The organism is Gordonia alkanivorans (genome assembly GCF_004011905.1).
Taxonomy (GTDB): domain Bacteria; phylum Actinomycetota; class Actinomycetes; order Mycobacteriales; family Mycobacteriaceae; genus Gordonia; species Gordonia alkanivorans.
Window position 1 is genome coordinate 4,597,020 of record NZ_CP027114.1, and the last position, 16,411, is coordinate 4,613,430.

Here is a 16,411-nt window from a genome sequence, read left to right on the forward strand (position 1 = left end):
CTGTTGAAGTCGGTCAGCGAGAGTAGATGACGCGGGTGCGCAGGACGACGTCGGCGACCGAGCGTCGTCGGCGATCGACCACCGCCCACGCCAGTCCGATCGCGAAGAGCGTGCAGATCAGCGCCCGCAGAACCGCGACCGCCGGCCGGATGCGCTCGCCCTTGCTGTTCACCACGCGGAGTCCCATCACCACCGAGCCGAGCGTGCGCCCCGACACCTCCCAGCACGTGGCCAGGTAGAGCACCGAGGTGACCACGAAACCCGTTGTGGTGAAAAACAGATTGACCTCGGGAAACCGGTACTCACTGACCGAGACCACGAATTTCATCAGCGCGAGTCCCGCGTAGCAGGCTCCCAGGATCGTCCAGACGACGAGCAGGTCGAGGAATGCCGCGATTCCGCGACTCACGATCCCGGCGTTCTTGTCCCGGTCCTGCACGGCATGCGCCCGATGGACCGCCGGGTGAGCAGGTTTGGGTTCAGCGGTCATTCGGTCGCCCCGTCCTGCCTGGTGGCCTCGACCGCCTCGGCACCACGGCGACGCAGGAAGCGGTTGACCGCGTTGGCGACCGCGTCGTCGGCACGTTCACTGGTGCTGCGCACGTCTGTCATCACGTCGGCGGTGACCGAGGTGCTGGCCTCGCGGATAATGTCGGGGAGGTCGACGCCGTCGATGATCTCCTCGGCCAGCTCGACGAGGTCGACACGGTCGAGGACCGCGTCGATGTCGAGTTTGGCGGCCACCGCGTCGAGGTCGACCTTCCCGATCACCTCGTCGAGGTCGACCAGGTCGATCGCCTTCATCAGATCCACCTGCGCGACAGCACGATCGAGGTCAACGGTCTCGATCACGGCGTTGAGGTCGATGACCGCGAGGACCTCGGCGATGAGCCGCTCGAGATCGACGTGGTTCAGCACGAGGTCGGTGAGATCCACCTCTTCGGTGAGCACCTCGACGACCTCGCGGATGACCGCACCGAGGATCGTTCGGGTCGTCGTGGCGACCCAGGCGCGGGTGTCGACGACGAACTCCTGCACGCCGGTACGCGCCGAGCCGACCACTCCGCCCACGACCGGTAGACGCTCGGCGACGTCGATGACGACACCCGCGAAATGCAGCGACTCCCTCGCCAATTGGGATAGCGCGCTGCGCCGCGCCTCGGGGTTCACCGACGAATTATCGCACGAGGGGATGAGCCCCGACCGTCGCAATCGTGTCACGTCGAGTGCCATGTAACGGCCCCGGTTCAGCATCGATATGGACCTCGAGGCCCGTCGAGACAAGCGCGCGTCATGATGATGATCAGTCCTATGAGAGGTTTGCTCGACGATGCCCGACCCTGTACCCCCACGCGCGCACTCGGTGTCCCGATGGCTGCTCGCGGCCCCCGTCGCTGTGTTCGCACTCGTCGCCGCCGGCTGCGGCATCGGCCAGCAGACCGCTGCGACGCCGTCGACACCGGAGACCACCTCGGCCGTCACGGTGACCACCGAGGCGCCGCTGCCCACCCCGGCGCCCGTGATCACCGTGGCCTCGGCACCGGCTGCGGACAACGCCTTGCAGACCCTGAACACCCTGGCGGTGAAGGGACGCGCACCCAAGACCGGATACGACCGCGACCTGTTCGGGCAGGCCTGGTCCGATGACGTCACCGTCGAGGGCGGACACAACGGGTGCGACACTCGTAACGACATCCTGCGCCGCGACCTGACCGACGTCGCCCTCAAACCGGGTTCGAACGGATGCGCCGTCGTGTCCGGGACGCTCGCCGACCCGTACACCGGCACCACGATCCGCTTCGTCCGCGGCCAGGGGACGTCCTCGGCGGTCCAGATCGATCACGTCGTCGCGCTCGCCGACGCGTGGCAGAAGGGCGCGCAACAGCTCTCGCCGCAGCAGCGCGTCGACTTCGCCAACGATCCGCGCAACCTGCAGGCCGTCGACGGTCCGACGAACCAGAAGAAGGGTGCCGGCGACGCCGCGACCTGGCTGCCGCCGAACAACGGCTACCGGTGCACCTACGTGTCCCGTCAGGTCGAGGTGAAGGCCGCCTACCGGCTCTGGGTGACCCAGGCGGAGAAGGACGCGATCATCCGTGTCCTGTCCTCGTGCGGCGCCACGGCAGCGGCACCGACGACCACCGAGCGCACCGAGACGCGCACCTCAACGGCGACCCCGGTCCCCGAGACGACCTACACGCCCCCACAGCTCTACGCCCCGCCGGCCGAGACGACGCCGCCGGTGGACGCGCCGTCCTCGGCGTACTACGCCAACTGCTCGGCGGCCCGTGCGGCCGGAGCGGCCCCGCTGTACGCGGGTCAGCCCGGTTACCGCGCCAAGCTCGACCGTGACGGCGACGGGGTCGCCTGCGAGTAGTCGCGCTCAGAACGACGAACGCACGAAAAAACCCGAGCGGATGATCCCGCTCGGGTTTTTCGGTGTCGAGACGACTTACAGGGCCTCGAAGAGCTCCCGTGCCAGCGAGGCGGTCTCGGACGGCGTCTTGCCGACCTTGACGCCTGCGGCCTCGAGGGCCTCCTTCTTGGCCTGCGCGGTGCCGGAGCTACCGGACACGATCGCACCGGCGTGACCCATGGTCTTGCCCTCCGGCGCGGTGAAGCCCGCGACGTAGCCGACGACCGGCTTGGAGACGTTGGCCTTGATGTAGTCGGCGGCACGCTCCTCGGCGTCGCCACCGATCTCACCGATCATCACGATCAGCTTGGTCTCGGGGTCCTTCTCGAACGCCTCGATGGCGTCGATGTGGGTGGTGCCGATGACCGGGTCGCCGCCGATGCCGATGGCGGTCGAGAAGCCGAGGTCGCGCAGCTCGTACATCATCTGGTAGGTCAGGGTGCCCGACTTGGAGACCAGACCGATCGGGCCCTTGCCGGTGATGTTGTTCGGCGTGATGCCGACCAGAGCCTCACCCGGGGTGATGATGCCGGGGCAGTTCGGACCGATGATGCGGGTCTTGGCGCCCTTCTCCACGTTGTAGGCCCACGCGTAGGCGCTGTCCTGCACCGGGATGCCCTCGGTGATGACGACCAGCAGCGGGATCTCCGCGTCGATCGCCTCGATGATGGCGTCCTTGGAGAACTTCGGCGGCACGAAGGCGATCGAGGTGTCGGCCCCGGTCTCCTTGATGGCCTCTTCGACGGAGGCGAACACCGGCAGTTCGATGTTGTTGCCGTCGGCGTCGACGTGCGACACCGTGGTGCCGGCCTTGCGGGCGTTGACGCCACCGACGACGTTGGTGCCGGCCTTGAGCATCAGGGCGGTGTGCTTGGTGCCCTCACCACCGGTGATGCCCTGGACGATGACCTTGTTGTCTTTGTTCAGAAAGATCGACATTTTCCGTGGCTCCCTTACTTGCTCGCCAGCTCGGCGGCCTTGTCGGCGCCCGAGTCCATGGTTTCGGCGAGCGTGACCAGCGGGTGGTTCGCATCGGCCAGGATCTTGCGACCTTCGTCGACCTTGTTGCCGTCGAGGCGGACGACGAGCGGCTTGTTGGCCTCCGACCCCAGCTTCTCGAGCGCACCGACGATGCCGTTGGCGACCGCGTCACAGGCGGTGATGCCACCGAAGACGTTGACGAAGACGCTCTTGACCTGCTCGTCGTTGAGGATGACGTCCAGGCCGGCGGCCATGACCTCGGCCGAGGCACCGCCACCGATGTCGAGGAAGTTGGCCGGCTTCACGCCGTTGTGCTTCTCACCGGCGTAGGCGACGACGTCGAGAGTCGACATGACCAGACCCGCGCCGTTGCCGATGATGCCGACCTCACCGTCGAGCTTGACGTAGTTGAGGTCGTTCTCCTTGGCCTTGAGCTCCAGGGGATCGGTGGCGTCACGATCCTCGAACTCCTCGTGGCCGGGCTGACGGAAGTCGGCATTGGCGTCGAGGGTGACCTTGCCGTCGAGGGCCAGGATCTGATCGTCCGGGGTGCGGACGAGGGGGTTCACCTCGACGAGGAGCGCGTCTTCCTTCACGAAGACCTCCCACAGCTTCGCGATGGTGACCGCGGCTGCGTCGAGGACCTCGGCAGGCAGGTGGCCCTGCTCGGCGATCGAGCGGGCGGTCTCGAGGTCGACGCCCTTGACGGCGTCGACGGAGACCTTGGCGAGGCGCTCGGGCTTGGTCGCGGCGACCTCTTCGATCTCCATGCCGCCCTCGACCGAGCACATGGCCAGGTAGGTGCGGTTGGCGCGATCGAGGAGGAAGGAGATGTAGTACTCCTCCGCGATGTCGCTGGCCTCGGCGACCAGCAATTTCTTCACGACGTGGCCCTTGATGTCGAGGCCAAGGATGTTGGAGGCGTGGGACTGCGCGTCGTCCGGGGTCGCGGCGTACTTCACGCCGCCTGCCTTGCCACGCCCGCCGGTCTTGACCTGCGCCTTGATCATCACGGGCTTGCCGATTTCCTCGGCAATCGCCCGCGCATCGGCGGCATCATCGGTCACCCGACCGGGTGTGGTGGGAACCCCGTGCTTGGCGAACAGTTCCTTCGCCTGGTATTCGAAGAGATCCATTCAGCTCACCATCTCGTAGATTTGCCCGCCCAAGGGTGTAACGCGGGCCATATCGGACTCTAAACCCGTGCTGTATCGCCCCTTCGCGCGCACCCTGCCCTTGTGCGACAGATCACTCGCTCGGTACGAACCTACTCGCGAGTACATCTTCATACCTCTCACCTGGCAGATTCGCCGGACCCGAGACCCGGCCGGGCGCGCACACGGGACAGGGTGTTGAATCGATCGCGGCCACGAACCCGGGCAAACCATGCATTCAGGATGGCGAACCCCAGATTCGACGGCGTGACGAAGTTGGCAAATCCTTGTGACTCAGCTCACAAATTTCCGATTAGCGGCTTTCTACGGTTGGACTTGCCGCAATCATTTCGTTACCGTCGGCTCTCAGAGTTGGTCACAGAAGGATTACGGACGATTACTTCGAATCCGCGGTAGCGAAGAGATGAGGTGGACGATTTGGCGGGACCCGGAGTCTCACGCGGATCGAGCCGCGTCCGATCGGGCGGGTTGGTCGACGACCTCACGGCAGAAGAGATGACCACCATCATCCCCTTCGTCGACGACGACACGGAGTACGACCTCAGCGATTACGACTTCGGCCACGAAGCCTCCCGCTCGACTGCTACCACCACCCGGACACCGTCCGAAGAGACCACCTGGACTCCCTCGTCCTGGAAGGGCTACTACCGCCCCACCCACTCGGAGATCACTCAGGACATCCTGATCCCCGAGCACGAATTCGATCAATACGAGCACGACGAGCCGTTCGACGTCGAAGGCGCCGAGCTCGACATGCTCGTCGACCCGGATCACGAACCAGCCGAGAACGACTCCGACTCCGAACTCCGCCCGTTCCGCACGAATCCGGCCGGCCAGCGCGTCCGTCGCGGTGGCAAGCACCGCATCGCCGCACCGCCGAACGCCCTCAAGGGTGGCCGCGCCGCCCTGATCGCCATGGCAGCCGGTGCAGCCGTCGCCGCGGTCTCCCAGGTGGGTGCCGCCGACGACGCGTCGACCAACACCGCCACCATGAACGCCGCAGCCGTCAACGACGCCACGGCCCCCGTCGACCTCGGTCCGGGAGTGGCCACCGCATCGCCGGTCACCGACCAGATGAACGTCTTCACCGATCAGCTCGGCGTCGGCGCCAAAATGGCCGCGGACGAGGCGCAGCGCGAGGCCCTGGCCCGTCGCCCGCTCTTCACCTCGCCGATCCCACTCGGCAAGTACGACTTCACCTCCGCCTTCGCGATGCGCTGGGGCACCATGCACGGCGGCATCGACATGGCCGCGCCGCTCGGTACGCCCATCCACGCCGCGACCGACGGCGTCGTCATCAAGGCCGAGCCGGCCTCCGGCTACGGCCACTGGGTCCAGATCCGCGCCGACGACGGCACGGTGACCATGTACGGCCACATGTCCTCGTCGGGCGTCCTCGTCAGCGCGGGCCAGAAGGTCACCGCCGGCGACGTCATCGCACTCGTCGGCAACGAGGGCTTCTCGTTCGGCCCGCACCTCCACTTCGAGGTGTGGAAAGACGGCAACACCAAGATCGATCCGGTGCCGTGGCTCGCCGCCAAGGGCGTCAAGCTCGCCGGCTACACGGGCTGACTTCTTCTCGGGCGCCCCACAGGACGCCTCCGCAAGCCGGGCTCCTCAGCGAACGGTGTGGAGTGCGCGCGTCAACTGCTCCCTGAGGTGTGACGAGCGCAACTGACGAGCCCCGAAGGGCCCGCCGCTCCACCAGCTCCTAGAGCTTCTCTCCCGGGATGCCACCTGCGGTCAGCAGGGTGACGCGGCCGGCGCTGCCGCCGTAGTCGATGGTGACGCGTTCGGTGGCGCCGCTCCCCTCCTTGGCCACGACCTTGCCCATGCCGTACTTGGGATGGTTGTGCCGGTCACCGATGTCGAGATGCACCTGCTTGTTGCGTCCACGGGCCGGGTCGGAGGAGTACGACGACCGCCCGCGACCGAACGACGAGCCACCGCCACTGCCGGAGAACGAGCCGTCGCGGCCGAAAACACCGCCCGACGATCCGCCGAAGCCACGTGCCGAACGACGTGGCTCGGTGCGTCGCCAGTCGATGAGGTGCTGCGGGATCTCCTGCAGGAAGCGGGATTCCGGATTCGACACCGGCTGCCCCCATGAGGCACGGGTCACCGATCGGGTCAGGTACAGACGCTGCTTGGCTCGGGTGATGCCCACGTAGGCCAGGCGGCGTTCCTCACTCAGTTCGTTCGGGTCACCGAGTGCTCGCATGTGCGGGAAATGCCCGTCCTCCCAACCGGTCACGAACACCACCGGGAACTCCAGGCCCTTCGCGGTGTGCAGCGTCATCATCGTGACGACGCCGTCACCCTCGTCGGGCACCTGGTCGGCATCGGCGACCAGCGAGACCCGTTCGAGAAATGCTGCGAGAGAACCGGGTTCGGGTTCACCCTCGCGGTCCACCTCGACTCCGTCGGGATTCGGCCCGCTCACTCCGCTCCCGGCGCCGGACGGATCATCGTCCGCCTCCAGATCGACCTGGGCCGCGTCGGCGCTGAATTCTCGTGCGACGGCTACGAGTTCGTTGATGTTGTCGAGCCGAGCGCCGTCCTGGGGATCGTTCGACGCCTCCAGTTCGGCACGGTAACCGGTGCGTTCGACGATCGCGTCGACGAGTTCACCGATGTCGGCGGACTCCTCGGTGGCGTCGAGGAAGGCGGTGTCGGCGTCGGCGGTGTCGGATTCGCCGAAGTGCGTGAGGAAATCGGCGCGCAGACCCTCGATGAGTTCGACGAAGCCGCCGATCTGCTTGACCGCGCGCGTGTTCAGCAGCGCGACCTTGCCCTCGGAAGCGTCGATGAGCGACTCGTAGAAGCTACGGCCCGTGTTCTCCGAATGGACCGCGACACAGGCTTCGGCGCGATCCCCGATGCCGCGTCGGGGGGTGTTGAGGATTCGGCGCAGGCTCACCGAGTCATCGGGGTTGGCGACCACCCGCAGGTAGGCCACCACGTCCCGGACCTCTTTGCGCTCATAGAACTTGGTGCCGCCGACCACCTTGTACGGGATGCCGTGGCGGACGAACACCTCCTCGATCGCTCGGGAACCGGTGTTGGTGCGGTAGAAGACCGCGACGTCGGAGTACTTGTAACTCGACGACCCGCCGATCGAGTAGTCGGTGAGTTCCTCGATCTCCTTGGCGATGAACGTCGACTCCTCACGATCGGAGTCGGCGACGTAGCCGACGATGAGTTCGCCGTCGCCGGAGTCGGTCCACAGCCTCTTCTCGCGACGGCCGGTGTTACGCGCGATGACCGCGTTGGCAGCCGACAGGATGGTCTGCGTCGAGCGGTAGTTCTGTTCGAGCAGAACGGTTTCGGCATTCGTGAAGTCGCGCTCGAACTCTTCGATGTTGCGGATGGTGGCGCCGCGGAAAGCGTAGATCGACTGATCGGCGTCACCCACGACGCACAGTTCGGAGGGTTCGAGGCCGCTCGCGGTGGTCTGCTCACCCACCAGTTCGCGGATGAGGACGTACTGGGCGTGGTTGGTGTCCTGGTACTCGTCGACGAGGACGTGACGGAACCGGCGCCGGTAGTACTCGGCGACCTGCGGGTGCCGGTGCAGCAGGGCGACGGTCTCACCGATCAGGTCGTCGAAGTCGAAGGCGTTGGCCGCACGCAACCGGCGCTGGTACTCGGCGAAGATCTTCGCGATGGTCGCCGCGGTGAAATCGTCCTCGTTTGCCGACGCCGACGCCGCGTCGGGCGAGATCAGCTCGTTCTTGTAGTTCGAGATGGCCACCGAGACACCGCGCGGACTGAACTTCTTCGGGTCCAGGTCGAGGTCGCGGATGATCATGCCCAGCAACCGTTTCGAGTCGTCGGCGTCGTAGATGGAGAAGTTGGAGTTCATCGACTCCAGCAGCCCCGACTGTGCCCGCAGGATGCGGACGCACGTCGAGTGGAAGGTCGAGACCCACATGTAGGCGGCCCGCGGCCCCACCAGGTCGATGACACGCTCGCGCATCTCGGCAGCGGCTTTGTTGGTGAAGGTGATGGCCAGGATCTGCCCGGGCGTGACGTCGCGCGCCGCCAGCAGGTAGGCGATGCGGCGAGTCAGCACCGAGGTCTTGCCCGAACCCGCGCCGGCCACGATCAGCAGGGGCGAGCCCGCGTGGAGCACCGCGGCGCGCTGCTGCGGGTTGAGGCCCTCGAGCAGGCGTGCGACACGGTCGTCGGCGGCAGCCGTCCCCGGGGAGGAGGAAGACGTGCGACCGGCGAGGAGAGGGGCAGAAGAAGAGCTGTTCATCGGTAGTCCAGGCTACCCGCCCGCACCGACACCGCCCCGTCGGCCTGGTGCCGGACTGCCCGTCGTCCGATCGCTCGACCGCCCCGTGCGTTGGCACCCGAGACGCAGGGTCCCGCGGCTACGATGACCCGGTATCACTGGTTCGGGGCACCCGTCGATGCGGTTGACAAGCCTCGGCGACCGAAAGAGGCAACCATGAAGAGACCGTCGATTGCCCCCGCCGCCATCGTCCTCGGTGTCGGAGCGCTGGCTCTCGTGGTCGCCCTGATCCTGTCGTTCGTGCCGTTCAGCAGTGCGGGCACGGTCGAGCCCACCGCCGCGTTCCGCGCCCAGAAGAGCCTCGACGAGGTCCTCTTCAAGATGGCGACGAGCCCCGCGGCCAAGTACACCGGCAAGGTCGCCTACAAGTACGACGACGCCCGCGGCGAGGGCACGGTCGAGTTCAGCGATCTCATCGTGACGACGTCGAACACCGCCGAGGGCACGGTGTCGCTGGGTTCCGAGCAGGGCGAGTACCGCCAGATCAGCAACAACCCGTACATCAGCGCGCCCACCTCACTGTGGAACGAGCTTCTCGTCGCCGACGAGAAACTGAACCTCGACATGGCACCGCTGGACAACAAGTGGGCGTCGACGCGGTTCACCAGCCTCCCCCGCTTCGGCACCATCCTCGGCCCGGACAACCTGGCCGGCGACATCGGCAACGTCGAATCCGATTCCGAACCGCAGCTCGGCGTCGAACTGCCCACCCCGAACAAGGGCACCCCCGACGCCCGCCGCTGGCCGACGAGCGATCCGCCCATCGAGTTCATCGGCGACAACAAGGTGAAGATCGGCAGCTGGGAAGTCACCTTCGACCCCGAGTCCAAGAACGTCACCAACGTCAAGGGTCAGTCCAAGCAGGGATCGGCGACCTACGACATCGACACCTCGGTGAGCCTGCAGCCGGCCGACCAGGCGCAGAAGGTGTTCGCCAATCAGCGCGCCCTCGTCGGCGACCTACAGTCGGCACCGGCACCGGGCCTGTGGGCCAAGCAGCCGGTCGTCACCCCGCGACTCGTCGGCGAGTGCACCACCGCGGCCTGCGCCTACGACTTCACCGTCTCCGGCATCCCGTGGGCCGACGACGTCACCGGCCACTTCAACTACGGCATGACCCTCAACTTCGCCGTGGGCGGTCGTCCCGCGGGCGCGCTGGGCGGCGAGTGCAAGCCGGTCGTGCGCGTCGACTTCGGCCGCACCGCCACGACGCGATGCACGGCGACCAACCTGCCGGCGAACTCGTCGATCGGACCGCGTTCGGCCTACACGTACCTGGCCTTCCTGGACACCACCGAGGCCGATCTCAACAAGCTGATCGACGACAACGAGAAGCAGACCAACACCGAGGTCGTGTACGTCCGCACCGGCAACAAGAGCCCCGACCAGGCCCGCTACGGCGCCGGGATCACCGGCCTCCCCAGCTATTATGCGGTGAAGCGCGGCGAGTACCTGTTCGACGGCATCGGCACCGACGGGAATCTGCACGTCACCTTCGGTCCGGGCTACTCCGAGCACATCAGCGGAGGCAGCTTCGACCCGAGCTGGGAGGGCACCGAGGTGCTCAAGAAGCAGATCGGCGAGCAGGTCAAGGCCGCCGGCGACGTGAAGGTCGTCTACTTCGTCAACGAACCGCAGGCCGCTTCGGCACTGCGTGCGCTGATCGCCTCCGAGGGGCAGACCGACAACGTCAGCGCCTACTTCTACGAGTAGGTCAGCCACCGGCGAAGCGCGCCTCGACCACCTCACCGACCCGGCCGGCGCCGGTGTGGAGTCGTAGTCCCGCGGTCACCGGGCGCACCGAGATCGCATCGCCACCGCCGTCGAGGCGGACGTAGATCGAGCCGAGACCCGACCGGACCGGTACGCGCACCGCCTTTCCGCCGTCGAGCTTCATCTCGACCTCGCCGTCGCGGGTGGCGCAGTAGCTGAGCGCAACCGTCCACGGCCACGGAAACAGCGGGCCGTCGAGTGCCAGGCGCGTCGGCCCGGAGATCTCCGGCCGGGCGCAGTTGCCGAGTCCCGCCCCGACGAGCCGCCGCTGGGTCACCCCGCCGGGCACCGCGTTGCCTGCGGTGTCGAGGACGAGGAGCCGGTCGGTGCTGGTGCCGAACTCCGGCCGCGGATCGACGCGACCGAAGATGCGGCTGATCTGGTTGTCCGGGTAGACCACCGGTTGCAGGATCTCCAGCGGAACCGACTGGTCCAACAGCGTTGCGTCGGCGTTGTCGTGCAGGGTCGCGACCGCTGTCCTCAGGTAGTCGCCGGTGGGATTGTCCCGCCACGACGCGGAGAACGACACGAGCGAGACCACCGCCGACACCATCGCGAGCGCGGCGACGACCGGCAGGAGCAGCACGGCGGGCGACTTATCCTCGGCAGCGTGGCGGCGTTCCGGTGCGGGCGCGGTCGTCGACCGGGCACCGACCAACAACGCGATCGCGATGGCGAACACGAGCGCGGTGTCGGGGAGGTACCGCATGTGCTGGGCAAGGGCGACCGCGGTCTCCGGGCTCGATCGGTTCCACATCACCGGGATCTGGGCGGCCACCGCGTACAGCGCGGCGAACGCGATGATCGGCACCGCTCCACGCCTGCGGGTGACCGCCCACCACGTGACCGCCGTCAGCACCAGCCAGCCGGCGACGATCATCCAGGTCGCGGGAAAGCCGGTGGGCGGGCTCGGCGTCCACCGGTCCCACTCCCACGGACCACCCACCAACGAGGGCACGATGGCGTGGTTCACCGACCGCCACACCAGTCGCGCGGTCTGGCCGACCGAGTGGTTGCCCGCGAACGGATCGGCGGTGACGAAGTACACCACGACCCAGAACGCGGTCACCGTCGCGAGCGAGGTCCACAGCTCCCGACCGGCGCGCAGGGTCGATGTCAACGCGGTCCGTCCGGCGCCGCTCGCCAGCACCGCGGCGACGAAGGCGACCGGGAGGATGAACAGCGACTTCTCGAAGAAGGCCAGCGCGACCACGAAGACCACCGTCGACCGAATCCACACCGCGCGGCGTCGTGCCGGGTCGATGTCGTCCCGCGCGAGTCCCACGGCGTCGGCGACGATCCAGGCCAGTGCCGCCTGCATCGGCAACGTGTTGAGGCCCGATGCCCACCATGCGAAGGCGGGCACCGTCATCGGGCTGAACAGATAGAACGCCAGCGCCACCAGAGCACCGCCGCGGGCCGCGGGTGCGACGACGCGGATCATCCGCCACACCGCGACCGACGCGATCGCCTGCAGCGCGATCAGCGTCAGCGCCGGCAGCACCCAGTTGACCGGCGCCAGCCACGTGGCCACTCCGGCCAGCAGGAAGGCCGCCGGCATGAAATGGCCGTCGTGGCTGTGCCCCAAGTACTCCCAGGACAGGATCGGATTCGACGAGGCCCGGGCGATCAGCACCAGATCGTCCCAGTAGAAGTCGCCGGTCGCGACGAGCCACCCCCGGATGATCAGCTGTCCGGCGATCAGGGCCACCGCGATCATCGACATCATGCGCGCGTTGAGCATGCGCTCCAGTGTCCATGTGGCGGACGCGGCACATCGAGGGGAGGTGGGTCCGATCGGGTACCTGCAGGTCGGATCGGTGCACCGTGGCAAAATCAGGCCGTGACCGATCGCAGCCCGAGCTCCGGATCCGACGAACCCCAGCAGTCGACTCCGACTTCCTTCGAGAACACGATCGATCTCGAGAAGTACCAGCTGACCTCCGACGTCGACGACCTGCCGGACGACATCGACGAGCTGCGCCTCGAGATCGACCGGCTCGATGCCGTCATCCTCGGTGCGATCAAACGACGCTCGGCGGTCTCGAAGAAGATCGGCGCCGCGCGCATGGCGTCGGGCGGTCCGCGACTCGTGCACAGCCGCGAAGTGAAGGTCATCGACCGGTTCGCCGAACTCGGCAAGGAGGGTCACACCCTCGCGATGCTCCTCCTCCGACTCGGGCGGGGCCCCCTCGGTCGCTGACGCGATCGCGAAGTTGTGCCGACGGTGTGACGAGCGTCGCGGCGGAGACGCCGACCACATAGGGTTGGGTGTCATGAGCACGCAGGCACCCGGCAGCGACTTCACCGGCACCGACCACGGCGACATCACCGCAACGCAGTCCTGGCAGGCTCTCGCCGCGCACCAGCCGCATGTGTACGCGATGCATCTGCGCGAGGTCTTCGCGATCGATCCCGAACGCGGCCGCGAACTGACCGTCGACGTCGGCGATCTGCACATCGACTACTCCAAGCACCGGGTGACGCGGGAGACGCTCGAACTGCTGATGAGCCTGGCGCGCGAGGTCGGGCTGGAGGAGAGCCGCGACGACATGTTCGCCGGCGCGCACATCAACACCTCCGAGGACCGCGCCGTGCTGCACACCGCTCTTCGTCTTCCCTCCGACGCGACGCTCACCGTCGACGGACAGGACGTCGTCGCCGACGTGCACGAGGTCCTCACCCGGATGGGCGAGTTCACCGACCGTCTCCGTAGCGGAGAATGGAAGGGCCACACCGGAAAACGCATCACCGATGTGGTGAACATCGGCATCGGCGGATCGGATCTCGGACCCGTCATGGTGTACCAGGCGCTGCGCCACTACGTCGACGCCGGCATCCGGTGCCACTTCGTCTCGAACGTCGATCCCGCGGACATGGTCGGCACCCTCGACGGTCTCGACCCCGAGACCACCCTGTTCATCATCGCGTCGAAGACCTTCACCACGCTCGAGACGCTGACCAACGCGGCCGCCGCGCGCAGCTGGCTGCTCGAGGCCCTCGACGCCGGGACCGAGGCGGTGGCAAAGCATTTCGTCGCGGTGAGCACCAACGCCGATGAGGTGGCGAAGTTCGGGATCGACACCACCCACATGTTCGGCTTCTGGGATTGGGTCGGCGGACGCTACTCCGTGGACTCGGCGATCGGCCTGTCGGTGATGGCCGCGATCGGCAAGGAGCGCTTCGCCGAGTTCCTCGACGGCTTCCATCTCGTCGACGAGCATTTCCGCACCCAGCCGCTGGAACAGAACGTGCCGGTCATCCTGGGCCTGATCGGGCTCTGGTACAACAACTTCTGGGACATCGCCACCCGGGCGGTCCTCCCCTACAGCAACGACATGGCCCGCTTCGCCGCCTACCTGCAGCAGCTGACCATGGAGTCGAACGGCAAGTCGGTGACCGCGAGCGGGCACCACGTCACCACCGACACCGGCGAGATCTTCTGGGGCGAGCCAGGAACCAACGGGCAGCACGCCTTCTATCAGTTGCTGCACCAGGGCACGCGGATCGTCCCGGCCGACTTCATCGGGTTCGCCGAGCCCACCGACGACCTACCCGCCGGACCCGACGGGTCGGGGTCGATGCACGACCTGCTGATGAGCAACTACTTCGCGCAGACCAAGGTGCTCGCCTTCGGCAAGACCGCCGACGAGATCGCCGACGAGGGGGTGCCCGCACAAGTGGTGGCTCACAAGGTCATGCCGGGCAACCGTCCCAGCACCTCGATCCTCGCTCCCCGTCTCACGCCGTCGGTGATCGGTCAGCTGATCGCGCTGTACGAACACCAGGTCTTCGTCGAGGGCGCCATCTGGGGGATCAACCCGTTCGACCAGTGGGGTGTCGAACTCGGCAAGACCCAGGCAAAGGCGCTGCTGGGCACCATCACCCAGTCCGACGCACCCCAGGACGACGACGATTCGTCGACGAACGAGCTGGTCGCCTGGTATCGCAGGCACCGGGGTCGCGCGGTCTGATCTCAGGTACGGGAACTACTTCCAGTAGTCCTCGTCGAACACTTCGTCGGGGATCTCGTCGCCCGGTTCGACGCCGAGTTTCTCGAGTCGTCCCATGATCGCGGCGGCGGTGGCCACGAAGGTCACGAGATCTTCTGAGTCGACCGATCTTTCGGCCGGATCACCGCCGAGGAACTCGTACAGCGCCGGCGGTACGCAGGCGCCCATGTCGAGTGCGCGGGGTTCCCGTGGCGGTCCGCCAGGCGTCGAAGCTCGCCACGTCGACGGCTTCGGCGACCTCGGCGAGGGTGAAGTAGACGACCCCACGCCAGTCCGAGGCCAGCGCCTCGATGTCGGTCCGTCCGAAGATGTCGCCCAGCAACTCGCTGACCTGCTCGCGACGGCGACTCCCGAACAGCTCGAATGCGCCCGACGCCACGATCTGTCCCTGCTTGTTCGCCACAGATCGTCACCTTACGCACGTCAGTCGTCGATGCCGAGCACGACCACGCGGCCTGTCGACGGCGACAGATACACGGTCGCCCGCCACTCGTCCGACGAGAACGCGTCGTCGAGGTGCGGGCCGCCGACGAGGTCACCGGTGGGTACGAGGTCGCGCACGTCGGCGGCCACCGAGACGGGCGCCGGCACCGGTTCCGCGTGGTACTCGTCGGCCCAGGCCGTGGCACGGCCGGGTCCGACGTCGACGACGGCGTCGAACCAGTACGTCGTGGGGCCGGGCACCCGCTCCGAGGCGCCCGGCGCGGACCCGAGGGTTCCGGCGGCCCAGCCGTCGACGTTCCCGTCGGCCAGCAACGGGAAGCGGCGCGCAACCGGTTCGATGTCCCGGCCGGGACCCGCGGTCACGACCTTGGCCCCTTCGGACGCGGTCGTACTCGGTCGACGGTCGACGGGCGCGTCGGCCGAACAGCCGGCCATCGTGAAAGTCACCGCGGCGACGGCGAATACAGCCGCCGAACGTCGGATGAGGCGCGGGAGCATTCCGCCACGCTAACCCGCAGCATGGCCCCGGGGCTCAGATCATCCGTCGACTGATCGACCCCGGCAGGTACTTGAGGGCCGCCGCGATCGGCGTCCACGGCCAGGCGGGGACCGGTGCCCAGGCCTTCTCGGCCTCGATCGCGGCGACCATGGCGTCGACGCCCTTGTCGGTGTCGACCATCAGCGAGGTCTTCACGCCCCGGTTGATGTCGGTCTCGATGTAGCCGGGCGCGACGATCGAGACCGAGATCGGTGAGTTCGCGAACTCGGCCTGCAACCCCTGCCCGAGCGCGGTGAGACCGGCCTTCGACGCCGAGTACGCCGCCTGGGCCTTGGGCATGCCGCGAACACCCGAGATGGAGCTGACGAGCACGAGGTGACCGCTGTTCTGTTCGCGGAAGATCTCGAGCGCGGCTTCGGCCTGCGCGAGCGCGCCGACGAGGTTGGTCTGCACGGTCTCGATGTTGGCGGCTGCCTTACCGGTGCCGATCGGTGCGCCCTTGCCGAGGCCGGCGTTGACGACGACGCGATCGAGGCCGCCGAGTTCGTCGGCCAGTGCGCGGAAGACGACCGGTACGGCGTCGAGGTCGGTCACGTCGAGCTGTGCAATCGCGACCTGAGCCGCCGACGGGCGGAGTTCGGTGGCCAGGGCTTCGAGGTTGTCGAGGCGTCGCGCGGCGAGCGCCAGCGAACGCCCCTCGGCGGCGAATCGTCGGGCCATGCCCTCGCCGAGTCCCGAACTCGCACCGGTGATGAGGATCTTCTGCCGTGTCGTCGCGGTCATGGACCCGAACCTACCGGCATCGGCCCC

The 16,411-nt window shown here is 67.3% G+C and carries 13 protein-coding genes and 1 pseudogene; 5 read left to right on the plus strand and 9 right to left on the minus strand.

The features are described 5' to 3' along the window. Nucleotides 1–13 precede the first annotated feature (13 nt). Both C5O27_RS20880 and C5O27_RS20885 read right to left on the minus strand, forming a co-directional pair. Nucleotides 14–490, minus strand: a complete 477-nt coding sequence (locus C5O27_RS20880) for an RDD family protein (protein WP_006359764.1) — start codon at nt 488–490, stop codon at nt 14–16. Then, the gene (locus C5O27_RS20885; RefSeq protein WP_232283180.1) at nt 487–1,170 is read right to left on the minus strand and encodes a hypothetical protein; all 684 of its coding nucleotides are present in this window, start codon (nt 1,168–1,170) and stop codon (nt 487–489) included. The genes C5O27_RS20880 and C5O27_RS20885 overlap by 4 nt, the downstream gene beginning before the upstream one ends. A 160-nt stretch (nt 1,171–1,330) precedes the next feature. On the opposite strand from C5O27_RS20885, the gene C5O27_RS20890 reads away from it, so the two are divergent. Next, nucleotides 1,331–2,377, plus strand: coding sequence for a GmrSD restriction endonuclease domain-containing protein (locus C5O27_RS20890; RefSeq protein ID WP_127963555.1), 1,047 nt, complete (start codon nt 1,331–1,333; stop codon nt 2,375–2,377). Nucleotides 2,378–2,452: 75 nt separating this feature from the next. Here the strand turns inward: C5O27_RS20890 and sucD are convergent, their stop codons facing one another. Further along, a complete protein-coding gene (sucD, locus tag C5O27_RS20895) occupies nt 2,453–3,355 on the minus strand; it encodes a succinate--CoA ligase subunit alpha (RefSeq protein WP_127963556.1) in 903 nt (300 codons plus the stop codon). Between the two features lie 14 nt (nt 3,356–3,369). Further along, on the minus strand, nt 3,370–4,533 hold the full coding sequence (gene sucC, locus C5O27_RS20900) for an ADP-forming succinate--CoA ligase subunit beta (protein WP_127963557.1): 1,164 nt from the start codon (nt 4,531–4,533) through the stop codon (nt 3,370–3,372). 447 nt (nt 4,534–4,980) lie between these two features. Here sucC and C5O27_RS20905 point away from each other — a divergent pair, with 447 nt between their 5' ends. Further along, entirely contained in the window at nt 4,981–6,144 is a 1,164-nt protein-coding gene (locus C5O27_RS20905) for a M23 family metallopeptidase (RefSeq protein ID WP_164905334.1), read from the plus strand. A gap of 139 nt (nt 6,145–6,283) precedes the next feature. On the opposite strand, the gene C5O27_RS20910 is transcribed toward C5O27_RS20905, so the two are convergent. Then, nucleotides 6,284–8,833, minus strand: a complete 2,550-nt coding sequence (locus C5O27_RS20910) for a UvrD-helicase domain-containing protein (protein ID WP_127963559.1) — start codon at nt 8,831–8,833, stop codon at nt 6,284–6,286. 195 nt (nt 8,834–9,028) lie between these two features. Between C5O27_RS20910 and C5O27_RS20915 the strand changes: the two genes are divergently transcribed. Then, nucleotides 9,029–10,585 (plus strand): hypothetical protein, encoded by a 1,557-nt coding sequence (locus tag C5O27_RS20915; RefSeq protein ID WP_127963560.1) that lies wholly within the window; start codon nt 9,029–9,031, stop codon nt 10,583–10,585. Nucleotide 10,586: 1 nt separating this feature from the next. Here C5O27_RS20915 and C5O27_RS20920 read toward each other — a convergent pair whose 3' ends face one another. Beyond that, nucleotides 10,587–12,389, minus strand: a complete 1,803-nt coding sequence (locus C5O27_RS20920) for a hypothetical protein (protein WP_127963561.1) — start codon at nt 12,387–12,389, stop codon at nt 10,587–10,589. 99 nt (nt 12,390–12,488) lie between these two features. Here C5O27_RS20920 and C5O27_RS20925 point away from each other — a divergent pair, with 99 nt between their 5' ends. Continuing rightward, nucleotides 12,489–12,848, plus strand: coding sequence for a chorismate mutase (locus C5O27_RS20925; protein ID WP_006867808.1), 360 nt, complete (start codon nt 12,489–12,491; stop codon nt 12,846–12,848). A gap of 73 nt (nt 12,849–12,921) precedes the next feature. Then, nucleotides 12,922–14,619 (plus strand): glucose-6-phosphate isomerase, encoded by a 1,698-nt coding sequence (gene pgi, locus C5O27_RS20930; protein WP_127963562.1) that lies wholly within the window; start codon nt 12,922–12,924, stop codon nt 14,617–14,619. A gap of 15 nt (nt 14,620–14,634) precedes the next feature. On the opposite strand, the pseudogene C5O27_RS20935 reads toward pgi, so the two are convergent. The 3 genes and pseudogenes from C5O27_RS20935 to C5O27_RS20945 form a co-directional block, all read right to left on the minus strand. Then, nucleotides 14,635–15,061, minus strand: a pseudogene (locus C5O27_RS20935) (hypothetical protein). A 20-nt stretch (nt 15,062–15,081) separates the two neighbouring features. Beyond that, complete coding sequence (locus C5O27_RS20940) at nt 15,082–15,600, minus strand: hypothetical protein (protein WP_127963563.1); 519 nt, start codon at nt 15,598–15,600, stop codon at nt 15,082–15,084. A gap of 34 nt (nt 15,601–15,634) precedes the next feature. Next, nucleotides 15,635–16,384, minus strand: coding sequence for an SDR family oxidoreductase (locus C5O27_RS20945; protein WP_127963564.1), 750 nt, complete (start codon nt 16,382–16,384; stop codon nt 15,635–15,637). Between the last annotated feature and the right edge of the window lie 27 nt (nt 16,385–16,411).

Bases quoted from the DNA above. Each gene is read 5' to 3' on its own strand.
- C5O27_RS20915 (WP_127963560.1), top strand. From the start codon at position 9,029: ATGAAGAGACCGTCGATTGCCCCCGCCGCCATCGTCCTCGGTGTCGGA.
- C5O27_RS20945 (WP_127963564.1), bottom strand. From the start codon at position 16,384: ATGACCGCGACGACACGGCAGAAGATCCTCATCACCGGTGCGAGTTCG.
- C5O27_RS20910 (WP_127963559.1), bottom strand. From the start codon at position 8,833: ATGAACAGCTCTTCTTCTGCCCCTCTCCTCGCCGGTCGCACGTCTTCC.
- C5O27_RS20880 (WP_006359764.1), bottom strand. From the start codon at position 490: ATGACCGCTGAACCCAAACCTGCTCACCCGGCGGTCCATCGGGCGCAT.
- sucD (WP_127963556.1), bottom strand. From the start codon at position 3,355: ATGTCGATCTTTCTGAACAAAGACAACAAGGTCATCGTCCAGGGCATC.
- C5O27_RS20940 (WP_127963563.1), bottom strand. From the start codon at position 15,600: ATGCTCCCGCGCCTCATCCGACGTTCGGCGGCTGTATTCGCCGTCGCC.
- sucC (WP_127963557.1), bottom strand. From the start codon at position 4,533: ATGGATCTCTTCGAATACCAGGCGAAGGAACTGTTCGCCAAGCACGGG.
- C5O27_RS20920 (WP_127963561.1), bottom strand. From the start codon at position 12,389: ATGCTCAACGCGCGCATGATGTCGATGATCGCGGTGGCCCTGATCGCC.
- pgi (WP_127963562.1), top strand. From the start codon at position 12,922: ATGAGCACGCAGGCACCCGGCAGCGACTTCACCGGCACCGACCACGGC.
- C5O27_RS20890 (WP_127963555.1), top strand. From the start codon at position 1,331: ATGCCCGACCCTGTACCCCCACGCGCGCACTCGGTGTCCCGATGGCTG.